Genomic DNA, 19,598 nt, shown 5'->3' with positions numbered 1-19,598 from the left:
ATAGCAACATGCTTTATGGAGTGTGTTTCACTTATGGATGAGGGGCATTATTTTTCAGTCAGGGTTGTTTAGTAATAAAGAACTCCCTATTTTTAGGATAGGGAGCATTTGTTATTCTTTGTTTAATCCGATAGTAGCCTCTTTTCTATGCTCGCGGTGTAGCCGGACAAGTCGAACGATGTTTAAAACAATCGTTTTTGAAACGGCATAGACCGGAACACCTAAAATCATACCCAAAATCCCCGCAATGTTTCCGGCTACCAATAAAATAATAATGATCGTCGCCGGATGGGTATCCAGAGCTCGCCCAATGACTAGCGGTGAGATAAAATTGCTCTCGAACTGCTGAGCGACTACGGCAACGACAACGACCAATATAGCCGTCCATGGGGAAATAAATAGCCCGACGATAAAAGCAGGAGCTGCCCCTAAAAACGGTCCGACATATGGAATAATATTGGTCACCGCAACTGCTAATCCTAATAATAATGCATAAGGTAAGCCAATGATCATGTAACCGATAAATGACAATGTACCTACACATAGTGAAACGATTATCTGTCCTTGAATATAGGTTGCTAAAGTGTTTGTTGTATCTTTTAAAATAACTAAGCCTTCTTTACGATACGATTTCGGCAAAAACCGTAAGATTGCATTCGGCAGTTTATGCCCATCTTTTAATAAATAAAAAAGTAAAAATGGTACCGTCACAATGACTAAAGTAATGTTCGCAACCGCACCAATTAAGCCGGATAGACTATTTGTGACAGCTGTTGGAATATCCGAAAGATAACTCATTAAATTATGTTGAATTTGATCAAGATCTACATACTCTTGATTTTGAATCCAATGGAACGCGTCTGACTTGGATATATCATTGATGATCTCTGGAAGCTTATCGATATATTTTGGAATATTTGCAAAAAGCTCGCGAAATTGCTGTGATAAAATTGGGATTACTAATGCTACGATAAGAACGACGAGCCCGATAAATAATACATACAAAATAAAAATGGCCAAAGTTCGTGGAATTTTTATTTTTTCCAATAAAGAAACGATCGGATTAAAGAGAAAATAAAGGAAACCCGTTATTAATATCGGGAAAAACAAAGTGGATAAAAAGACGACAATCGGATTAAACAGAAACGAAATTTTGGTACATATGTAAATAATTCCGACGATAAGCAGAATCTCTAATGTCCAAAAATGTAATTTAGTTTTAAACAACCGAACAAACTCCTTCCGTTTATGTATAAGTTAATATTATAGAATACGGATGGAAATTTCCATAGGTTTCAAATATTCATGTAGAAAATTTTAATGGGATCAATTTTATTGTGTTGATTAAAGGGGAAGAGTGATTAGGCGGGAAGAAAAATGTTTTATCCGGCACATATTTTTTATTGAAGAAGTTAATGGCAATGAGCGATTTTTCCGTTTAACAAAATCAACAAAGGCAATTTCCCGTCAAGAAATTGCCTCATTAAAAGCAAATTTATTGAATTTGTTGGTTGTTGTAAGGAAACTGGTTGCTATAGCCTTGAAATTGTTGGTGAGATTGTTGTAATTTTTGCTGATCAGCTGCCTCAAAACCGTACCAGCCTTTTTTGAACATGACTTCAAACAGTTCACGTTGGCAATTTTGTGTTTCAGTAAAAATGTCCAAAACATCTTGATATAAATCGGAATAACTTGTTTCATTCAACGCAGTACTGTAGGCCCAAGTCATATATTTCTCCGTTGCCAGCATATCATTAATAAAATCCCGGTCATTCATATCCGGAGTTTTTTGTAATTGGACAGCAGGATTTTGAATTTTATTTTGTTGGCTCATTTATGTAACCTCCCAAGATTCGATTATGTTTAGTGACTGCCGCTGAAACCGGTTTGTTGACTGCCGGATGTATTTAAGTGGGTTAAGATCGTCTGATAATGCTTTTGATGCATTTGCCCGGCATGATGAAGAGCTGCTTTAATTTCCGGATCTTGACATTGATTTGCGAAAAAATGAGCTTTTTTCATAGCAATCAAATTCCAAGACAACATGTCGGTTAAATATAAAGAATCTTTTACGGTTACGACTTTAGGCGGCTCTTGCATAATTTGCCCGCTTTGATTTTGCTGTGTTTGTTGCTGTTCCATATAGTGGCCTCCTTTATTTTTACTACTCATATCTTTCCACTGTTTCCTTAATTTATGTAAAATATGCTTTTATACACTTAAACCGAAAAATTATTTATCCTACTTCGGTCGGCGGGAAAACTCCCCCTACAAATTTAAATTGTTCAAGACAGGCAAGAGAGGGGATGCACACATGCTTTACCTAGTTCAATAAAGAATTATTTGGGATATTGCTGCCTCAGCTGATTGAAATTTACTACATTTATATAAAATTTCGTGATTCTAGATGATTATATATTGCAATGTTGGGAAAAATTATGTATATTAAAAACATGGATGGAAAATTATTTTAGAAATTTTTTTTTCGACTAAAAATGAATGAGTGTTCATTCAAGACTGAACAAAGGGGGAAAGAAGTTTTGGTTAAACAAATTAAAAAAGCCGCCGTACTAGGTTCCGGTGTCATGGGTTCCGGCATCGCAGCACATTTGGCAAATGTTGGGATCCCGACATTATTGCTCGATATTGTACCAAATGAATTAACAAAAGAAGAAGCTGCAAAAGGACTGACATTAAATGATAAAGTCGTCCGTAATCGAATTGCAGAAGCAGGTAAACAAAAATTACTTAAACAAAAACCGGCACCGTTGACTACAAAAGATAATCTATCCCTGATTGAAGCAGGAAACTTAGAAGATGACTTAGAGCGACTTAGTGAAGTTGATTGGATAATTGAAGTCGTTGTCGAAAGATTGGATATTAAGAAATCCGTTTTTGAAAAAGTTGACCAATATCGGAAACCGGGAACAATTGTAAGCTCAAACACATCCGGAATTTCCGTCAACGTAATGGCGGAAGGTCGCTCAGAAGATTTTAGAAAACATTTTCTCGGCACGCATTTTTTCAATCCGCCGCGTTATTTAAAACTATTGGAAGTCATTCCGACAAAAGATACCGATCCGGAAGTCGTTCATTTCATGGAAAAATTCGGTGAAGATGTCCTTGGCAAAGGGGTAGTCATTGCCAAAGATACACCGAACTTTATTGCCAACCGCATTGGAACATACGGGTTATTAATCACCTTACAGGAAGTATTAAACAATGGTTATTCCATCGGTGAAGTCGATTCCATTACTGGACCGATGATTGGCAGACCAAAAAGTGCCACATTCCGTACCCTCGATGTTGTCGGACTGGATACATTTGTTCACGTTGCCAACAATGTGAAAGATCAAGTAGAAGGAGAAGAGAAAGAAGTATTTACCGTTCCACCGCTACTTGAAAAGATGTTAGAAAGAAAATGGTTAGGTGCGAAAACAGGTCAAGGATTTTTCTTGAAAAAAGGGAAGGAAATTCATGAGTTAAATCCAAACACGTTAGAATATGAACCGGTCAAAAAACTGAGAACGCCTTCAACCGAACTGGCAAAACAACAAAAGGGTACAAAGGCAAAACTCCAAGCATTGGTTTATGCCGATGACCGTGCCGGGAAACTATTATGGAGTGTATTCTCCAAAACATTGGTTTACTCTTCAGAATTACTTTATGAAATTGCCGATGATATAGTTGCTGTTGATAATGCAATGAAATGGGGCTTCGGTTGGGAACAAGGTCCGTTTGAATCTTGGGACGCTATTGGTCTTGAAAAATCAGTTCAGCGTATGGAAAGTGAAGGGTTGACTGTTCCAAGCTGGATTAAAGAAATGATCGCAAACGGTGCAACATCTTTCTATAAAGAAGATAACGGTACAATCCTGTATTATGACCGCGGAGAATATAAACCGGTTAAACAAAACGAGAAATCTATCAATCTTAAACTATTGAAAAAGCAAAAAGGCGTGATTATGAAAAACTCCGGGGCAAGCTTGATCGATATCGGTGATGGTGTAGCATTACTTGAATTCCACTCACCAAACAACGCCATTGGACTTGATATCATTCAAATGATTAACAAATCCATTGAAGAAGTGGAGAAAAACTATAAAGGTCTTGTCATCGCAAACCAAGGGAAAAACTTCTGTGTCGGTGCGAATATTGCAATGATGCTAATGGAAGCACAAGACGATAATATTTTTGAGCTAGATTTTGTGATTCGCCAATTCCATAAAGCGATGTTAAATATTAAATACAGTAAAAAACCGGTTGTGGCCGCACCACATCAAATGGCTCTCGGTGGAGGAGCTGAAGTAATTCTGCCGGCTGCACGAATTCAAGCATCACCTGAAAGCTATATCGGCCTTGTGGAAGTCGGTGTTGGATTAATCCCGGGCGGTGGCGGAACAAAAGAGTTATATATCAAACATTTAAACAGCATGCCTAAAGGAGTCAAATTCGACTTACAAGAAGTTGCAAACAAAGTATTTGAAACAGTTGCGACTGCAAAAGTATCCACCTCAGCTGAAGAGGCAAGAGAATTTGGGTTCTTAAATAATCTTGACGGAATTAGCAAAAATCCGGATCATGTCATTTATGATGCCAAACAAGTTGTTATCGAACTTTATGAAAGCGGTTATCATCCACCTGTGCGTAAAAAAGTACCGGTCGTCGGGGAAACCGGTTATGCAACATTACTCCTTGGTGCACAAGGGATGCATTTATCCGGTTATATTTCCGAGCATGATTTAAAAATAGCCAAAAAGCTTGCATACGTATTGGCTGGCGGTAAAGTGCCGTTCGGAACAGAAGTAGATGAAGAATATATTCTTGACTTGGAAAGAGAAGCATTTTTAAGTTTAATAGCAGAACCGAAAACGCAAATGCGGATGCAACACATGTTGGTAAAAGGAAAACCGTTAAGGAATTAATAGAATAGAAGAGAAGAAGGATTGCTGTCGAAGCTTTCATAGTGGAGCCAGGCAGGAAAACTTGTCAAAGGTTTAATCCAATTACTATACTTTTTTATTCGAGTACAAAGGGGGAAACGATGTGAGAGAAGCAGTAATTGTCGCCGGTGCGCGGACACCTGTGGGAAGGGCAAAAAAAGGAACACTTCGTCATACGCGACCGGATGACTTAGGTGCACTGGTTGTAAAAGAAACATTAAAAAGAGCAAATGATTATGAAGGCCCGATTGATGATTTAATTATCGGCTGTGCAATGCCGGAAGCCGAACAAGGATTAAATATGGCAAGAAATATTGGTGCATTGGCAGGTCTCCCATATACAGTACCGGCAATTACCATTAATCGCTATTGTTCATCGGGATTGCAAGCAATTGCCTATGGCGCGGAAAAAATCATGCTTGGTGGGGCAGAAGCTGTCTTAGCCGGTGGTGCTGAATCCATGAGCATGGTGCCAATGATGGGACATGTGGTTCGCCCGAATGCAAATTTAGCTGAAACGGCACCGGAATATTATATGGGCATGGGTCATACAGCTGAGCAAGTTGCGGAAAAATACGGCATTACTCGGGAAGAACAAGATGCTTTTGCCGTGAGAAGCCATCAAAGAGCGGCAAAAGCGATTGCTGAAGGGAAATTCAATGAGGAAATTGTCCCTGTTGATGTCACCTTCCGCTCCGTCGATGAAAACAATAAACTCGTTGAAAAAACTGTTCAATTTACGACTGATGAAGGTGTTAGACCGGATACCACCTTGGAAGTTTTGGCGAAATTACGCCCGGCTTTCAATGTCAAAGGTACGGTTACGGCCGGTAATGCTTCACAAACAAGTGACGGTGCGGCAGCGGTTCTCTTAATGGATCGGGAAAAAGCAAAGGCAGAAGGGTTAAAGCCGCTTGCCAAATTCCGTTCTTTTGCAGTGGGGGGTGTGCCGCCGGAAATTATGGGAATTGGTCCTGTCGTCGCAGTTCCAAAAGCACTGAAACTGGCCGGGTTAGAATTGTCTGATATCGGATTAATTGAGTTAAATGAGGCCTTTGCTTCTCAATCGATTCAAGTGATTCGGGAATTAGGTTTAGATGAAGAGATTGTCAATGTCAATGGCGGAGCAATCGCTTTAGGTCATCCACTTGGTTGCACCGGTGCAAAATTAACGCTTTCTCTTATCCATGAAATGCGAAGAAGAGATGTTCAATTTGGTGTCGTCACAATGTGTATCGGAGGCGGAATGGGTGCAGCAGGTGTGTTTGAACTGCTGTAAGGAAATTGGAAACAATAAGAATATGAGAGTTGCTCCTTTCATATTCTTTTCAACTAAATATAATTTTTAGGGAGGAATTTTTCATGGCAAAATCTGTTGATGAAATTGTAAAAGGTGGTAGTTTTATAATTGAAGAAATCGGTCCGGATCAAGTATTTACACCGGAAGATTTTACAGAAGAACATTTAATGATTGCAAAAACAACAGAAGACTATGTTGCAAATGAAGTCATGCCTGTCGTAGAAAAATTGGAAAATCATGAGTTCGAATACTCTGTGAAACTGTTAAAGCATGCCGGGGAACTTGGTTTACTTGGGACAGACGTACCGGAAGAATACGGTGGTCTTGGTTTAGATAAAATTACTTCTGCGCTGATTGCTGAAAAAATGTCTCGTGCCGGTGGTTTCTCGATTTCTCACGGAGCCCATGTCGGAATCGGATCATTGCCGATTGTTCTATTCGGTAATGAAGAACAAAAACAAAAATATTTACCGAAACTTGCATCCGGGGAACTGCTTGCCGCTTATGCATTGACAGAACCCGGATCCGGATCGGACGCATTAGGTGCAAAAACAACGGCAAAATTAAATGAAGCAGGTACCCACTATATTTTAAACGGTGAAAAACAATGGATTACCAATGCCGGCTTCGCTGATGTATTTGTCGTTTATGCTAAAGTCGACGGTGAAAAATTCACTGCATTTATTGTTGAACGCACATTCCCGGGCGTATCTACCGGTGCAGAAGAAAAGAAGATGGGAATTAAGAGTTCGTCCACTCGTACATTAATTTTAGAAGATGTTCCGGTCCCTGTTGAAAATGTTTTAGGTGAAGTTGGCCGCGGTCACGTGATTGCCTTTAATATTTTGAATATTGGCCGCTATAAATTAGGTGTTGGGGCAGTCGGCGGTTCCAAATCTGCATTTGAACTAACAGTAAAGTATGCCAAAGAACGGAAACAATTTAACCGTACAATTGCCGGCTTCAACTTAACCAAAGAAAAATTAGCGACATTAGCTTCTGAAATTTATGCCGCAGAAAGTTCTGTTTATCGCACAGTCGGCCTATTTGATGAAAGAATGGGCAGTTTTAGTGAAGAAGAAGCAAGAGACGGAAAAGCAATTGCCGCTTCCATTGCGGAATATGCCATTGAGTGCTCCTTAAATAAATTCTTCTCCACAGAGGTATTAGACCATGTTGTTGACGAAGGGGTACAAATCCATGGCGGTTACGGATTCATGCAAGAATATGAAATCGAACGGGCTTACCGTGATTCTCGAATCAATCGTATTTTTGAAGGAACCAATGAAATTAACCGTTTACTCGTCCCGGGCACCTATGTGAAAAAAGCAATGAAAGGTGAACTGCCTTTATTTGAAAAAGCACAAAGCTTACAAGAAGAACTTATGATGCTGATGCCGGAAGAACCGGGTGATGAACCATTAGCATTGCAAAAATATTTAGTCCGTAACGCAAAGAAAATCGCATTAATGGCAGCCGGTCTTGCAGTTCAAAAATTTGGAGAAAAACTGGAAGAGGAGCAAGAAATCCTTGTAAATATTGCTGATATCGTTTCCTTTACCTATGCGATGGAATCTGCAGTATTACGCACAGAAAAGGCGATTGCCCGTGACGGTTTAGAAAAGAGCAAACAAAAACTGCTTTATACAGAAATTTTTGCTCAAGCCGCCTTCAACCGAATCGAAGCGGATGCAAAAGAAACATTAATTGCTGTATCCGACGGTGATACTCAGCGGATGTTATTATCTTCATTACGCAAATTAACCCGTTACACACCAATTAATGTGATTCCGAAAAAACGGGAAGCTGCAGATAAATTAATTGAAGCAGAAAAATATATTGTATAATGTGATATTAAACAATCATAATTAACAAAATTCATTCTCTTACATGTAAAACAGTTCATGGTGGGACGGATTCAAAGGTCAGGTCTTGTAACTATTTTTGCAAGATTTACTTGAAAGGATCCACTCACATGAACTGTTTTTTCTTTCCGGCTACTATTACACAAACTATTTTTCCTAAACAGGAGATTTACGAATCGGTAAAAGGCTGATTCTTTTCAAACTAACGCTACATGCTATAATAGAAAAAGAAGGATTGTAAATGATAAGGTGGTGTTAAAATGTCGATAACATTTTATTGGTATCCGAACTGCGGGACATGTCGTAAAGCCAAAAACTGGTTAGATGCACACGGGGTTTCCTATCATGCTGTCCATATTGTGGAAAATCCCCCCAATTGTGATGAAATTAAGCAATTATATAAAAAAAGCGGGTTGGAATTGAAAAGGTTTTTTAATACGAGTGGTCAAAAATATCGTGAATTGGGCCTAAAAGATAAAATAAACACTTTAGAAGAAGGGGAGCTACTTGATCTTTTAGCTTCTGATGGCATGCTTTTAAAAAGGCCGATTGTAACAAATGGTGAGAAAGTGACTGTCGGTTTTAAAGAAGAAGAGTTCGAAAAGGAGTGGTTAGATAAATAGTTATTGTTCGCGTTAATTCGCGATGTGTGTGAACAAGTTTTAATAAGAATCTTAAGATAAATAGTCGTTTATTGTACGAGTTAATTAGCAATGTAGGTGATGAACAAGTTCCAAAAAGAACGGGTAAATAAATAGTCGTTTAGTTGTACTTTTAACAATCGCTTTTGTATGATAAATTTGTTCTATACATCATTTTTGGAGGGATTAGCATGGGAACACCAAAAGATTTTCGTTTTTCCAAGGAGCATGAGTGGGTAAAAGTAGAAGGGGATAAAGTCCGGGTCGGTATCAGTGATTTTGCTCAATCAGAACTCGGTGATATTGTTTTCGTGGAACTTCCTGAAGTTGGAAAAAAATTACAGGTGAATGAGCCATTTGGAAGTGTGGAATCGGTAAAAACAGTTTCTGAATTGTATGCACCGATCAGCGGGACAATTGTTGAAGTTAATGAACAATTAACCGACAGTCCGGAATTAGTTAACGAATCTCCATATGAACAAGCTTGGATGGTTGTCATTGAACCGAAAGACCTTTCTGAATTAGAAACATTAATGAACGCCGACGAATACGATCAAATGATTAATGAAGCAAAATAAATGAGATACATATTTTGGAGGGCATCTGAGTTTAGATGTCCTTTTTTTAATTTTGTCAGGGGAAAATTGGAATTTCATGTACAATATGATTCGTTCCTTTTATATGTTTCGCATACAGATAAAGGAAAATAGGGGGAGTCAAGCTAATGTGTTCTTCCTTTTTTCCCTATTCCTTCAATAATTTTTCAAAGTTGCATAGTAATATAAAAAGGAACATATTAGTTGTCTATCTTGTTGTTTCTTTGTATCATGTTGGATAGGTGATCGAAAATGGAGGAAGCTGTTGAGAAAGTTATAATTGTAGAGGGAAAATCGGATAAGAAAAAAGTACAAGAGGTAATAAATGAATCTGTAGAAATCATCTGTACAAATGGAACGATTGGGCTGAGCAAATTGGATGAACTAATTGATATGTTATATGATAAAGAAGTATTTGTGCTTTTTGATGCTGATGACTCAGGAGACAAATTGAGAAAACAATTCAAACGTGAATTTCCGGAAGCAAAACATATATACATTGATCGTACCTATCGGGAAGTTGCTTCAGTCCCGGAAAATCATGTTGCGACTGTTCTTTTACAAGCAAATATACAAGTACATTCAAAATATTTATTGTAATCTTAAGCCATATGGAAATAAGGGATGAATCAAATGGAACAATGGACTGGTGAAACATTTTACCAATATTTAAAGAGCGGGAAGAAAGGTGCCTTTTACTTATACACCCCTTTATGTGGTACTTGTCAAGTAGCAGGAAAAATGTTAGAAGTGATCACGAAATTATTGCCGGACTTACCGATTGGGAAAGCCGATATAAATTATTTACCGGAAATTGCGGAGACATTTTTTATCGAAAGTGTTCCCTGTTTAGTCCTCTTCAATGAACATCAAGTGAAAGAAAAAATTTATGCCTTTCAAGATGTTCCTTACTTATATGAAAAATTAAAAAAACTTTAATCCGATGCTGTCCTAAAAGGTTTATGTGAAATTGACAAAATAACCTTTTGAAAGGGCGGCTATTTTATTTTTTTTAAAAAAGGAGAATTTTAACATATAGAGAATTAATATAAATAGAGCCTGATTATGAACGTAACATTGCTACAAAACGGTACTCGGCTCAATATTGCTCGGGGGTATCTCAGTATGGTGGCTGTCGATAATTTTCTAAAGAGGATCAATCATCAACCGGTTGTTCGAATTTTAGTTCCGAACGAGCCGGTCACTGTTCTGATTCGGAACCGAAAAGACGCTTGTTATCTCATTTTTTCTAAAGACAAGGTTGAATTCATAAAGGAATATAATGGTGAAATAGATTGTGAGTTGTCAGGAGAGGAAAAGATGATTCAATCTATCCTTGATGGAAAAATACGGCTGCAAGAAGCAATAAAGTTACGTCATGTTCAAATTGAATGTAATTACCGAACAATGCTTTTGCTTGAATCATTTTTCTGGCTCCAACGGGTAGAAGGATAAGGAATCAATCGGGTTCGGGGGAATTAACGGCTAGAGCGGGTGCGGTTCTTGGATAAATATATCCTAATTGGTGGATATAGTCGAAAAAGCCCGTGTTTCAAAAAAATGAACACCGCAATTACCGAGTTTTGGGGTTACCGAAAAAATTTAGTTGGAAATTTTTCATTAGTATATAAAAAAATCTTTATTGACTCAACTATTTTTTAATGATAATATGAATCTTATATTAAATAAAATAAATACTAGCGTCTAACTCTTATCAAGAGAGGTGGAGGGATGTGCCCGATGAAGCCCGGCAACCGTCAATTTTTTATTGAAATGGTGCCAATTCACACAAAGTTTAAAGACTTTGAGAGATAAGAGAAAGGACATTCGATTATATTCGCGTGCCTTTCTACTTATCAGTGTAGGAAGGCTTTTATTTTTAAACAAGAAATAAAATAATTCGTCTCACATTTTGATCATTTCCTACAAAAAGGAGAAGTTTAGACTGAAGGAGGGTGTGAAATGATCAATGTACAAAATATCACGAAAGTTTTCACAACCAAATCCGGGCCATTAACGGCTGTAAATCATGTGAATTTTACGATAGATGAGGGAGAAATCTTTGGAATCATCGGTTATAGCGGTGCCGGGAAAAGCACATTGATCCGTATGTTCAATGGACTGGAAACACCTACGGAAGGTTCACTCACCATTGCCGATAAAGATATTACAAATATTCGCGGGAAAGAATTACGCTTGGCCCGTCGAGAAATTGGTATGATTTTCCAACATTTCAATCTTCTCTGGTCGAGAACGGTACGCGGTAATATATCATTCCCACTGGAAATTGCAGGTGTTCCAAAGGCTTTAAGGGAAAAACGGGTAGAGAATTTAATTAAACTTGTCGGCTTAGAGGGTAGAGAAGATGCTTACCCATCCCAACTAAGCGGCGGTCAAAAACAAAGGGTCGGCATTGCCCGGGCACTCGCTAATAATCCAAAAGTATTATTATGTGATGAAGCAACATCAGCACTTGACCCGCAAACGACGGACGCAATTCTTGATCTGCTTGTGGATATTAACAGGAAATTAGGTTTAACGATTATTTTAATTACCCATGAAATGCATGTCATTCGAAAAATCTGTCATCGTGTGGCCGTCATGGACAGTGGAAAAATTGTTGAAATTGCACCTGTTCTTGATATATTCCGACATCCAAAAGAAGAAATTACAAAACGCTTTATTGGTCAGGTGACAGAACCGGAAGAAACGAAAGAGACAATTGACCATTTATTAGAGAAATATCCGGACGGGAAAATTGCAAAATTATCGTTTATCGGTGATGTAGCTGAACAAGCGATAATTACACGATTAATAAGAGAGCTGCCGGTTACTGTTAATATTTTGCAAGGAAAAGTATCACAAACACGAAACGGTGCCTATGGAACTTTATTTATCCATATTGAAGGAAATCCAAGTGATATTGAGGCGGCAATCGACTTCCTAAACAAAAATCAAGTCGGGGTGGAGGTGGTACAAAATGATTGAAACACTCTTCCCGAATGTTGATTGGGAAAAAGCCTGGGAAAAGACGGTTGAAACTTTATATATGACCGGGATCTCTCTTGTTTGGATTTTCATTATCGGTATTATTTTAGGATTATTACTGTTTTTAACATCAGAAGGAAATTTATGGCAAAATAAATTCATTAATTGGATCATCTCAGCAGTTGTCAACATCTTTCGGTCCATTCCGTTTGTTATATTGATTGTTTTACTTATTCCGTTCACGAGGGTATTAGTAGGCACCATGATCGGTATGGAAGCGGCATTACCGGCTTTAATCATTGGTTCCGCACCATTTTATGCAAGAATGGTTGAAATTGGCTTAAGGGAAATTGATAAAGGAGTCATTGAAGCTGCAAAAGCGATGGGGGCCAAGACAAGTACCATTATTTTTAAAGTATTGCTTCCGGAATCAATGCCTGCGATTATCTCCGGAATTACAGTTACAGCGATTGCGTTAGTCGGTTACACTGCGATAGCCGGTGTCATCGGAGCTGGCGGCTTAGGTGATTATGCCTATTTAGATGGATTTTCTCGTAATCAAAATGATGTAACTTTATTTGCAACACTATTAATCTTAATTATCGTATTTATCATCCAATTTATTGGAGATATAATAACAAAAAAAATTGATAAAAGATGAATGAGGGGGAAACCAAAATGAAAAAATTACTTACATTATTGTTCAGTACAATTCTTGTTTTCACTCTGGCAGCTTGCGGAGGGAAGGACGACAAAACAGCGGGTGAAAGTGACGGAGACAGTGGAAAGGATACAAAAACATTAGTCATTGGTGCAACGAATGAACCACATGCAGTAATTTTGGAAAAAGCAAAGCCGATTTTAGCTAAACAAGGGATTGATTTGAAAATTAAAACATTCAGTAAGTATGAATTAATTAATCCGGCATTAAAAGATAAAGATCTGGATGCAAACTTTTTCCAACATATTCCTTACTTAGAAGCACAAAATAAAGAATTTAACTATGATTTCGTCAATGCAGGCGGGATTCATATTGAACCAATTGGAATCTATTCCAAAAAATATAAATCATTAGATGAGGTTAAAGATGGGGCTACTGTCATAATGAGCAGCAATGTTCCTGATCATGGTCGTATCCTTACATTGTTTGAAGCAAAAGGATTAATTACATTAAAGGATGGAACTGATAAAACGGGAGCAACCCTTGATGATATTGCGAGCAATCCGAAAAACTTGAAATTCGAATATGACTATGCACCGGATATGCTACCGACAATTTATAATAACGGTGAAGGTGATCTGGTCGTTATCAATTCCAACTATGCGCTTGATGCTGGATTAAATCCGGTTAAAGACAGTATTGCAATTGAAGACAGTGAATCTCCTTATGTAAATGTCATTGCAGTTAGAAAAGGTGATGAAAACAGAGAAGAAATTAAAGCTTTGGTAGATGTATTGCACTCTGATGAAATTCAACAATTCATACTTGATAAATGGGGCGGTTCAGTCGTTCCGGTCGACGGGGAATAAAAAGGAATCAAATAAACTTTTGAATAAGTACAAATAATTTGGACAGAAACTAAATGTAAAGTGAGCAATTGGTTCATCGTTTGTAAATTGAAAATATTGGGTGTAAAATGAGAGGGTCGGAATGTTTTCCGGTCCTTTCTTAATAAATCCCCACGAAAATCCCCTTATCATTTATCCCAATTGATTCTCATTATCTGTAAAAAGGTATATAATAAATTTATATATACAATAAGTACTCAATCAGTTGATTCTAATTTGAATTTGCTATAAAATTAGAATGATAATAAATTGAGAATAACATCTTATATATAAATGGAGGTTAGCAAAATGGCAGGATCAACATTAGTCATTAAAGATTTACATGTAGCAATTGAAGATAAAGAGATTATCAAAGGACTTGATTTAGAGATAAAACCCGGTGAATTTCATGCGGTCATGGGGCCGAACGGTGCAGGTAAATCAACGTTAGCTTCAGCCATTATGGGCCATCCTAAATATGAAATTACAAGCGGTACTGTTACAATGGATGGAAAAGATGTTCTTGAAATGGAAGTCGATGAACGAGCAAAAGCAGGCTTATTCTTAGCAATGCAATACCCAAGTGAAATTAGCGGGGTGACAAATGCAGACTTTTTACGTTCAGCGATTAATGCAAAACGCGAAGAAGGTAATGAAATTCCGTTAATGCAATTTATAAAAAAACTAGATAAAACAATGGAGTATTTAGAAATGGATTTAAATATGGCTCAACGTTATTTAAATGAAGGGTTTTCAGGCGGGGAGAAAAAGCGTAACGAAATTCTTCAATTAATGATGCTTGAACCAAGTATTGCCATTTTGGATGAAATTGACTCCGGTCTTGATATTGATGCGCTAAAAGTTGTATCAAAAGGGATTAATGCGATGCGCAGCAATGACTTTAGTTGCTTAATTATTACACACTACCAACGTTTGTTGAACTATATTACTCCTGACTTCGTGCATGTAATGATACAAGGAAGAATTGTTAAATCAGGCGGCCCTGAATTAGCTCAACGTCTGGAAGCAGAAGGTTATGACTGGATTAAAAAAGAACTTGGTATCGAGGACGAAATAGAAGTCGGATAATAAAGAATTGCCACAGTTAGGAGGATAAACATGACTACACAAGTACAATATCCATTCGATCAAGCCCTGATTGAATCATTTTCTGTACAAAATAACGAGCCTGATTGGTTTAAAAATTTACGTCTCGCTGCATTGGAAAAAATTGACGTATTACCGTTGCCTAATCCGGACCGGACAAAAATCGATAAATGGAATTTTACTCACTTTCAACAACACGCTCAGGCAAGCTCTGTCTATACTAATGTCGATCAACTTCCTGAACAAGTGAAGTCGTTGATTAATGTTGAAGGTGGTGTGAAAAATCTTTATGTTCAACATAATCAAACAGCCGGTTTTGTTTCTTTATCGGACGAATTGAAACAAAAAGGGGTTATTTTTACTGATTTATTAACGGCAGTTAAGGAACATGGAGATCTTGTTCAGAAATATTTTATGACGAATGCTGTGAAAGTTGACGAAAATCGGTTAACTGCTTTCCATACGGCTTTAGTAAACGGCGGAGCATTTCTTTATATTCCGCAAAACGTTCAAATCAATGAGCCGATCCAAACCATTTTTGTCCATGATAATGCGGATGCCCCACTGATTAACCATGTGTTAATTGTTGCGGATAAAAATAGTGCAGTAACCTATGTGGAAAATTATTTTTCATTAAATGATGAATTGGAGGGCATTGCCAATATCATTACAGAAGTGATTGCACAGGATAATGCCAATGTAAAATTTGGTGCAGTTGATACGTTGGCAAAAGGAGTCACCACCTATGTCAACCGACGCGGTTATGCTTGGTGGGATGCTCGAATCGAATGGGCTTTAGGATTAATGAATGACGGGAATACGATTTCTGATAATACGACCAATTTACATGGTGACGGTTCCTTTGCTGACACAAAAACAGTTGTTGTTGGTCGTGGGAAACAAATTCAAAACTTTACAACAAGAGTTATCCATCATGGGAAAGGTACGGAAGGATTCATTTTAAAACATGGTGTGGTTAAAGATAATGCCACCACAGTGTTTAATGGAATTGGCAAAATTGAACATGGCGCTTCAAAATCCAACGCCGAACAAGAGACGCGTGTCCTTATGCTAAGTGATAAAGCACGCGGAGACGCAAATCCGATTTTGTTAATTGATGAAGATGATGTTATGGCAGGTCATGCTGCTTCGGTAGGCAGGGTTGATCCGACTCAACTTTATTATTTAATGAGCCGTGGTATTTCGAAAGCCGAAGCAGAACGATTGATTATATACGGCTTCTTGGCACCTGTTGTCAACCAATTGCCGGTTGAAGGGGTAAAAAAACAGTTAACAGAAGTTATTGAAAGGAAAGTAAAATGATGGATATCGAACGAATTCGTAAAGATTTTCCGATTTTGCACCAAAATGTCAATAATCATCCCCTTGTCTATCTGGACAGTGCGGCTACTTCGCAAAAGCCGTTATCGGTGATTGAAACATTAAATCAATACTATCGTGAATATAATTCCAATGTTCACAGAGGGGTTCATACACTTGGAACAAAAGCGACGGATGCTTACGAAGGTGCACGGGAAAAGGTAAAAAATTTCATAAATGCGAAGTCAACGAAGGAAGTCATCTTTACGAGAGGTACGACAACATCCATCAACCTTGTGGCAACTAGTTTCGGACGGGAAATTGTGAAAGAAGGTGATGAGATTGTGCTCACTTATATGGAACATCACAGCAATCTCATCCCTTGGCAGCAAGTGGCCAAAAAGACGGGAGCTACGCTAAAATATTTTCCGCTTCAAGAAGATGGTACGCTTTCTTTAGAGGAGGTTCGTCATACCATTTCGGAAAAGACAAAAATCGTCGCCATTACTTATGTCTCCAATGTTTTGGGTACAATAAATCCGATTAAGGAAATTGTTGAAATCGCCCATAGTAAAGGAGCCGTTGTTGTCGTGGATGGTGCCCAAAGTACACCTCATTTAAAAGTAGATGTCCAAGATTTGAATTGTGATTTTTATGCTTTTTCCGGGCATAAAATGTGCGGTCCGACGGGAATCGGTGTATTATATGGAAAAGAACATTTATTGGAACAAATGGAACCGGTCGAGTTCGGCGGAGAAATGATTGATTTTGTTGAATTGTATGATTCAACATGGAAGGAATTACCGTGGAAATTTGAAGGCGGCACCCCGACTATTGCCGGTGCGATTGGTCTGGGGGCAGCAATTGATTACTTAGAGTCCATTGGAATGAATGAGATTCAAAACCACGAACATCAACTTGCCGAATATGCGATCGATAAATTATCCGAAATCGACGGGTTGACGATTTATGGTCCAAAAGAAATAAGTAAACGTGCCGGAGTTGTAACATTTAACATTGATGGTGTTCATCCCCATGATGTTGCGACAGTCCTTGATACAGAAGGAATTGCCGTTCGGGCGGGACATCATTGTGCTCAACCGTTAATGAAATGGTTGAATGTAACGGCGACTGCACGGGCAAGCTTTTATTTATATAATACAAAAGAAGATGTGGATCGGTTGGCTATGGGGCTCGTCAAAGCAAAGGAGTTTTTCAGTGATGTCTTTTGAACAATTAGACGCGTTATACCGCCGTGTGATTATGGATCACTATAAAAAGCCTCGGAATAAAGGGGTTTTACCGGATGGAAATGTAACGATTGACATGAATAATCCGACATGTGGTGATCGTATTCGCTTAACAATGAAAGAAAAGGACGGCATTATTGAAAATGTAAAATTTGAAGGAGAAGGTTGTTCCATCTCCATGGCTTCTGCCTCAATGATGACTCAGCTTATAAAAGGAAAAGATATCAATACCGCCCTTAAATTATCCCGTATTTTTTCATTAATGGTCCAAGGAAAAGACTATGATGATGAACATCTGGATTTAGGTGATATCGAAGCATTACATGGTGTTTCCAAATTTCCGGCACGAATTAAATGTGCGACACTTGCCTGGAAAGCAATGGAAAAAGGATTACTTTCGACTAATGAATAACAGGCGAAAATTTTCGTAGGAAGCACAACGAAATTATCGGACGAATGGAGGAAGGAAGAATGGCAAAAAAGGCGCCTGAGATTGGCGATTACAAATATGGATTTCGCGATAAAGACGTTTCTGTTTTCCGAACAGAACGAGGATTGACACGGAAAGTCGTTGAAGAGATTTCAAAAATGAAAAATGAGCCGGAATGGATGCTTGAGTTCCGATTGAAAGCATTGGAACATTTTTATGCAAGACCAATGCCACAATGGGGTGGAGATTTATCCGAATTGAATTTTGATGAAATTACTTACTATGTCAAACCGTCCGAAAAACAAGGTCGTACTTGGGATGAAGTACCGGAAGAAATCAAGCGGACCTTTGATAAATTGGGTATCCCTGAAGCAGAACAAAAATATTTAGCAGGGGTGTCCGCCCAATATGAGTCTGAAGTTGTGTACCATAATATGAAGGAAGATTTGGAGAAAATGGGAATTATCTTCAAAGATACCGATTCGGCATTAAGAGAAAACGAAGATATTTTCCGTAAATATTTCGGAACAGTCGTCCCTTATACAGATAACAAATTTGCAGCTTTAAACTCTGCCGTTTGGTCGGGAGGATCGTTTATTTATGTTCCACCGGGTGTGAAAGTAGATACACCGCTGCAAGCCTACTTCCGGATTAATTCGGAAAACATGGGTCAATTTGAACGTACGTTAATCATTGTTGATGAAGGGGCTTCCGTCCATTACGTAGAAGGATGTACAGCACCTGTTTACACAACAAACTCACTTCATAGTGCCGTTGTAGAAATTATTATTAAAAAAGACGCATATTGCCGTTATACAACGATTCAAAACTGGGCAAATAACGTCTATAACTTAGTAACAAAACGGGCAGTTTGTGAAGAACGGGCAACAATGGAATGGATTGACGGCAATATCGGTTCGAAGTTGACTATGAAGTATCCTTCCGTGTTATTGAAAGGTGAAGGTGCACGAGGCATGACACTTTCCATTGCATTTGCAAGTAAGGGTCAACGCCAAGATGCCGGGGCAAAAATGTATCATTTAGCACCAAATACTTCTTCCACGATTGTTTCAAAATCCATTTCAAGACTCGGCGGAAATGTAACCTATCGTGGTCAAGTGCACTTCGGCCGTAAAGCAGATGGTGCCAAGGCCAATATTGAATGTGACACAATTATTATGGATAATCAATCAACTTCTGATACGATTCCATACAACGAAATCCTAAACGATAACATCTCTTTGGAACACGAAGCAAAAGTGTCGAAAGTGTCTGAAGAACAATTATTCTACTTGATGAGTAGAGGGATTTCTGAAGAAGAAGCGACAGAAATGATTGTTATGGGCTTTATTGAACCATTTACCAAAGAACTGCCAATGGAATATGCCGTTGAAATGAATCGATTGATCAAATTCGAGATGGAAGGCAGTATTGGGTAATTGAATTTATAAGTAAAAAGAGCATTCGACTAAGTATTGTTTTACTTGGCCGGATGCTTTTTTTGCGATTCACCAGTGCCCCCCTCTAATTCACCAGCGTCAACAGGAAAACGCAAAAAATTCTTTATTTCCCATATCCTTTTTCGTATTAAAATGATAATATATTAATTA

General features: G+C 38.2%; 19 protein-coding genes and 1 riboswitch. Of the genes, 16 read left to right on the top strand and 3 right to left on the bottom strand.

Annotated features, from left to right (window positions below; all coding sequences use genetic code 11):
• Nucleotides 1–111 precede the first annotated feature (111 nt).
• The 3 genes from NSQ14_RS14750 to NSQ14_RS14740 form a co-directional block, all read right to left on the bottom strand.
• The gene (locus tag NSQ14_RS14750) at nucleotides 112–1,227 is read right to left on the bottom strand and encodes an AI-2E family transporter (protein WP_216406967.1); all 1,116 of its coding nucleotides are present in this window, start codon (nucleotides 1,225–1,227) and stop codon (nucleotides 112–114) included.
• A gap of 268 nt (nucleotides 1,228–1,495) precedes the next feature.
• Nucleotides 1,496–1,834 carry a spore coat protein gene (locus NSQ14_RS14745; protein WP_041903565.1) on the bottom strand — a complete coding sequence of 113 codons (339 nt, stop codon included), beginning with the start codon at nucleotides 1,832–1,834 and terminating at the stop codon, nucleotides 1,496–1,498.
• Between the two features lie 29 nt (nucleotides 1,835–1,863).
• On the bottom strand, nucleotides 1,864–2,142 hold the full coding sequence (locus tag NSQ14_RS14740; protein WP_343126893.1) for a hypothetical protein: 279 nt from the start codon (nucleotides 2,140–2,142) through the stop codon (nucleotides 1,864–1,866).
• Nucleotides 2,143–2,540: 398 nt separating this feature from the next.
• Here NSQ14_RS14740 and NSQ14_RS14735 point away from each other — a divergent pair, with 398 nt between their 5' ends.
• The 16 genes from NSQ14_RS14735 (at nucleotide 2,541) to sufB (ending at nucleotide 19,427) form a co-directional block, all read left to right on the top strand.
• A complete protein-coding gene (locus tag NSQ14_RS14735; RefSeq protein ID WP_346216527.1) occupies nucleotides 2,541–4,925 on the top strand; it encodes a 3-hydroxyacyl-CoA dehydrogenase/enoyl-CoA hydratase family protein in 2,385 nt (794 codons plus the stop codon).
• A gap of 121 nt (nucleotides 4,926–5,046) precedes the next feature.
• Nucleotides 5,047–6,222 carry an acetyl-CoA C-acetyltransferase gene (locus tag NSQ14_RS14730; protein WP_343126892.1) on the top strand — a complete coding sequence of 392 codons (1,176 nt, stop codon included), beginning with the start codon at nucleotides 5,047–5,049 and terminating at the stop codon, nucleotides 6,220–6,222.
• Nucleotides 6,223–6,305: 83 nt separating this feature from the next.
• Nucleotides 6,306–8,090 (top strand): acyl-CoA dehydrogenase family protein, encoded by a 1,785-nt coding sequence (locus tag NSQ14_RS14725; RefSeq protein WP_108898569.1) that lies wholly within the window; start codon nucleotides 6,306–6,308, stop codon nucleotides 8,088–8,090.
• Nucleotides 8,091–8,368: 278 nt separating this feature from the next.
• Nucleotides 8,369–8,731, top strand: coding sequence for an arsenate reductase family protein (locus NSQ14_RS14720; RefSeq protein ID WP_326973636.1), 363 nt, complete (start codon nucleotides 8,369–8,371; stop codon nucleotides 8,729–8,731).
• Between the two features lie 209 nt (nucleotides 8,732–8,940).
• Nucleotides 8,941–9,327 carry a glycine cleavage system protein GcvH gene (gene gcvH / locus NSQ14_RS14715; protein WP_041848331.1) on the top strand — a complete coding sequence of 129 codons (387 nt, stop codon included), beginning with the start codon at nucleotides 8,941–8,943 and terminating at the stop codon, nucleotides 9,325–9,327.
• 270 nt (nucleotides 9,328–9,597) lie between these two features.
• Nucleotides 9,598–9,945 carry a toprim domain-containing protein gene (locus tag NSQ14_RS14710; RefSeq protein ID WP_346216526.1) on the top strand — a complete coding sequence of 116 codons (348 nt, stop codon included), beginning with the start codon at nucleotides 9,598–9,600 and terminating at the stop codon, nucleotides 9,943–9,945.
• 33 nt (nucleotides 9,946–9,978) lie between these two features.
• Complete coding sequence (locus NSQ14_RS14705; RefSeq protein ID WP_034772299.1) at nucleotides 9,979–10,284, top strand: thioredoxin family protein; 306 nt, start codon at nucleotides 9,979–9,981, stop codon at nucleotides 10,282–10,284.
• Nucleotides 10,285–10,470: 186 nt separating this feature from the next.
• Nucleotides 10,471–10,800 (top strand): SCP2 sterol-binding domain-containing protein, encoded by a 330-nt coding sequence (locus NSQ14_RS14700; RefSeq protein ID WP_034772172.1) that lies wholly within the window; start codon nucleotides 10,471–10,473, stop codon nucleotides 10,798–10,800.
• 253 nt (nucleotides 10,801–11,053) lie between these two features.
• A riboswitch (SAM riboswitch) is annotated at nucleotides 11,054–11,163 on the top strand.
• Nucleotides 11,164–11,307: 144 nt separating this feature from the next.
• Nucleotides 11,308–12,333: a methionine ABC transporter ATP-binding protein gene (locus NSQ14_RS14695; protein WP_034772167.1), complete on the top strand. Its 1,026-nt coding sequence runs from the start codon at nucleotides 11,308–11,310 to the stop codon at nucleotides 12,331–12,333.
• Nucleotides 12,326–12,994 (top strand): methionine ABC transporter permease, encoded by a 669-nt coding sequence (locus NSQ14_RS14690; RefSeq protein ID WP_034772165.1) that lies wholly within the window; start codon nucleotides 12,326–12,328, stop codon nucleotides 12,992–12,994. The genes NSQ14_RS14695 and NSQ14_RS14690 overlap by 8 nt, the downstream gene beginning before the upstream one ends.
• Nucleotides 12,995–13,011: 17 nt before the next feature.
• Nucleotides 13,012–13,863, top strand: coding sequence for a MetQ/NlpA family ABC transporter substrate-binding protein (locus tag NSQ14_RS14685; RefSeq protein ID WP_251246001.1), 852 nt, complete (start codon nucleotides 13,012–13,014; stop codon nucleotides 13,861–13,863).
• Nucleotides 13,864–14,190: 327 nt separating this feature from the next.
• Complete coding sequence (gene sufC / locus NSQ14_RS14680) at nucleotides 14,191–14,970, top strand: Fe-S cluster assembly ATPase SufC (RefSeq protein ID WP_041846722.1); 780 nt, start codon at nucleotides 14,191–14,193, stop codon at nucleotides 14,968–14,970.
• Nucleotides 14,971–15,000: 30 nt separating this feature from the next.
• Nucleotides 15,001–16,311 (top strand): Fe-S cluster assembly protein SufD, encoded by a 1,311-nt coding sequence (gene sufD, locus NSQ14_RS14675; RefSeq protein WP_346216525.1) that lies wholly within the window; start codon nucleotides 15,001–15,003, stop codon nucleotides 16,309–16,311.
• The gene (locus NSQ14_RS14670; protein ID WP_326973635.1) at nucleotides 16,311–17,540 is read left to right on the top strand and encodes a cysteine desulfurase; all 1,230 of its coding nucleotides are present in this window, start codon (nucleotides 16,311–16,313) and stop codon (nucleotides 17,538–17,540) included. Before sufD ends, NSQ14_RS14670 begins: the two co-directional genes overlap by 1 nt.
• Complete coding sequence (sufU, locus tag NSQ14_RS14665; protein WP_041903553.1) at nucleotides 17,530–17,970, top strand: Fe-S cluster assembly sulfur transfer protein SufU; 441 nt, start codon at nucleotides 17,530–17,532, stop codon at nucleotides 17,968–17,970. Before NSQ14_RS14670 ends, sufU begins: the two co-directional genes overlap by 11 nt.
• Nucleotides 17,971–18,029: 59 nt before the next feature.
• Nucleotides 18,030–19,427: a Fe-S cluster assembly protein SufB gene (gene sufB, locus NSQ14_RS14660; RefSeq protein ID WP_034772145.1), complete on the top strand. Its 1,398-nt coding sequence runs from the start codon at nucleotides 18,030–18,032 to the stop codon at nucleotides 19,425–19,427.
• Nucleotides 19,428–19,598: the final 171 nt, after the last annotated feature.

The organism is Caldifermentibacillus hisashii (assembly GCF_039654145.1).
In the GTDB taxonomy this organism is placed as follows: Bacteria; Bacillota; Bacilli; order Bacillales; family Caldibacillaceae; genus Caldifermentibacillus; species Caldifermentibacillus hisashii.
This window is presented reverse-complemented; position numbering and strand designations above follow the sequence as displayed.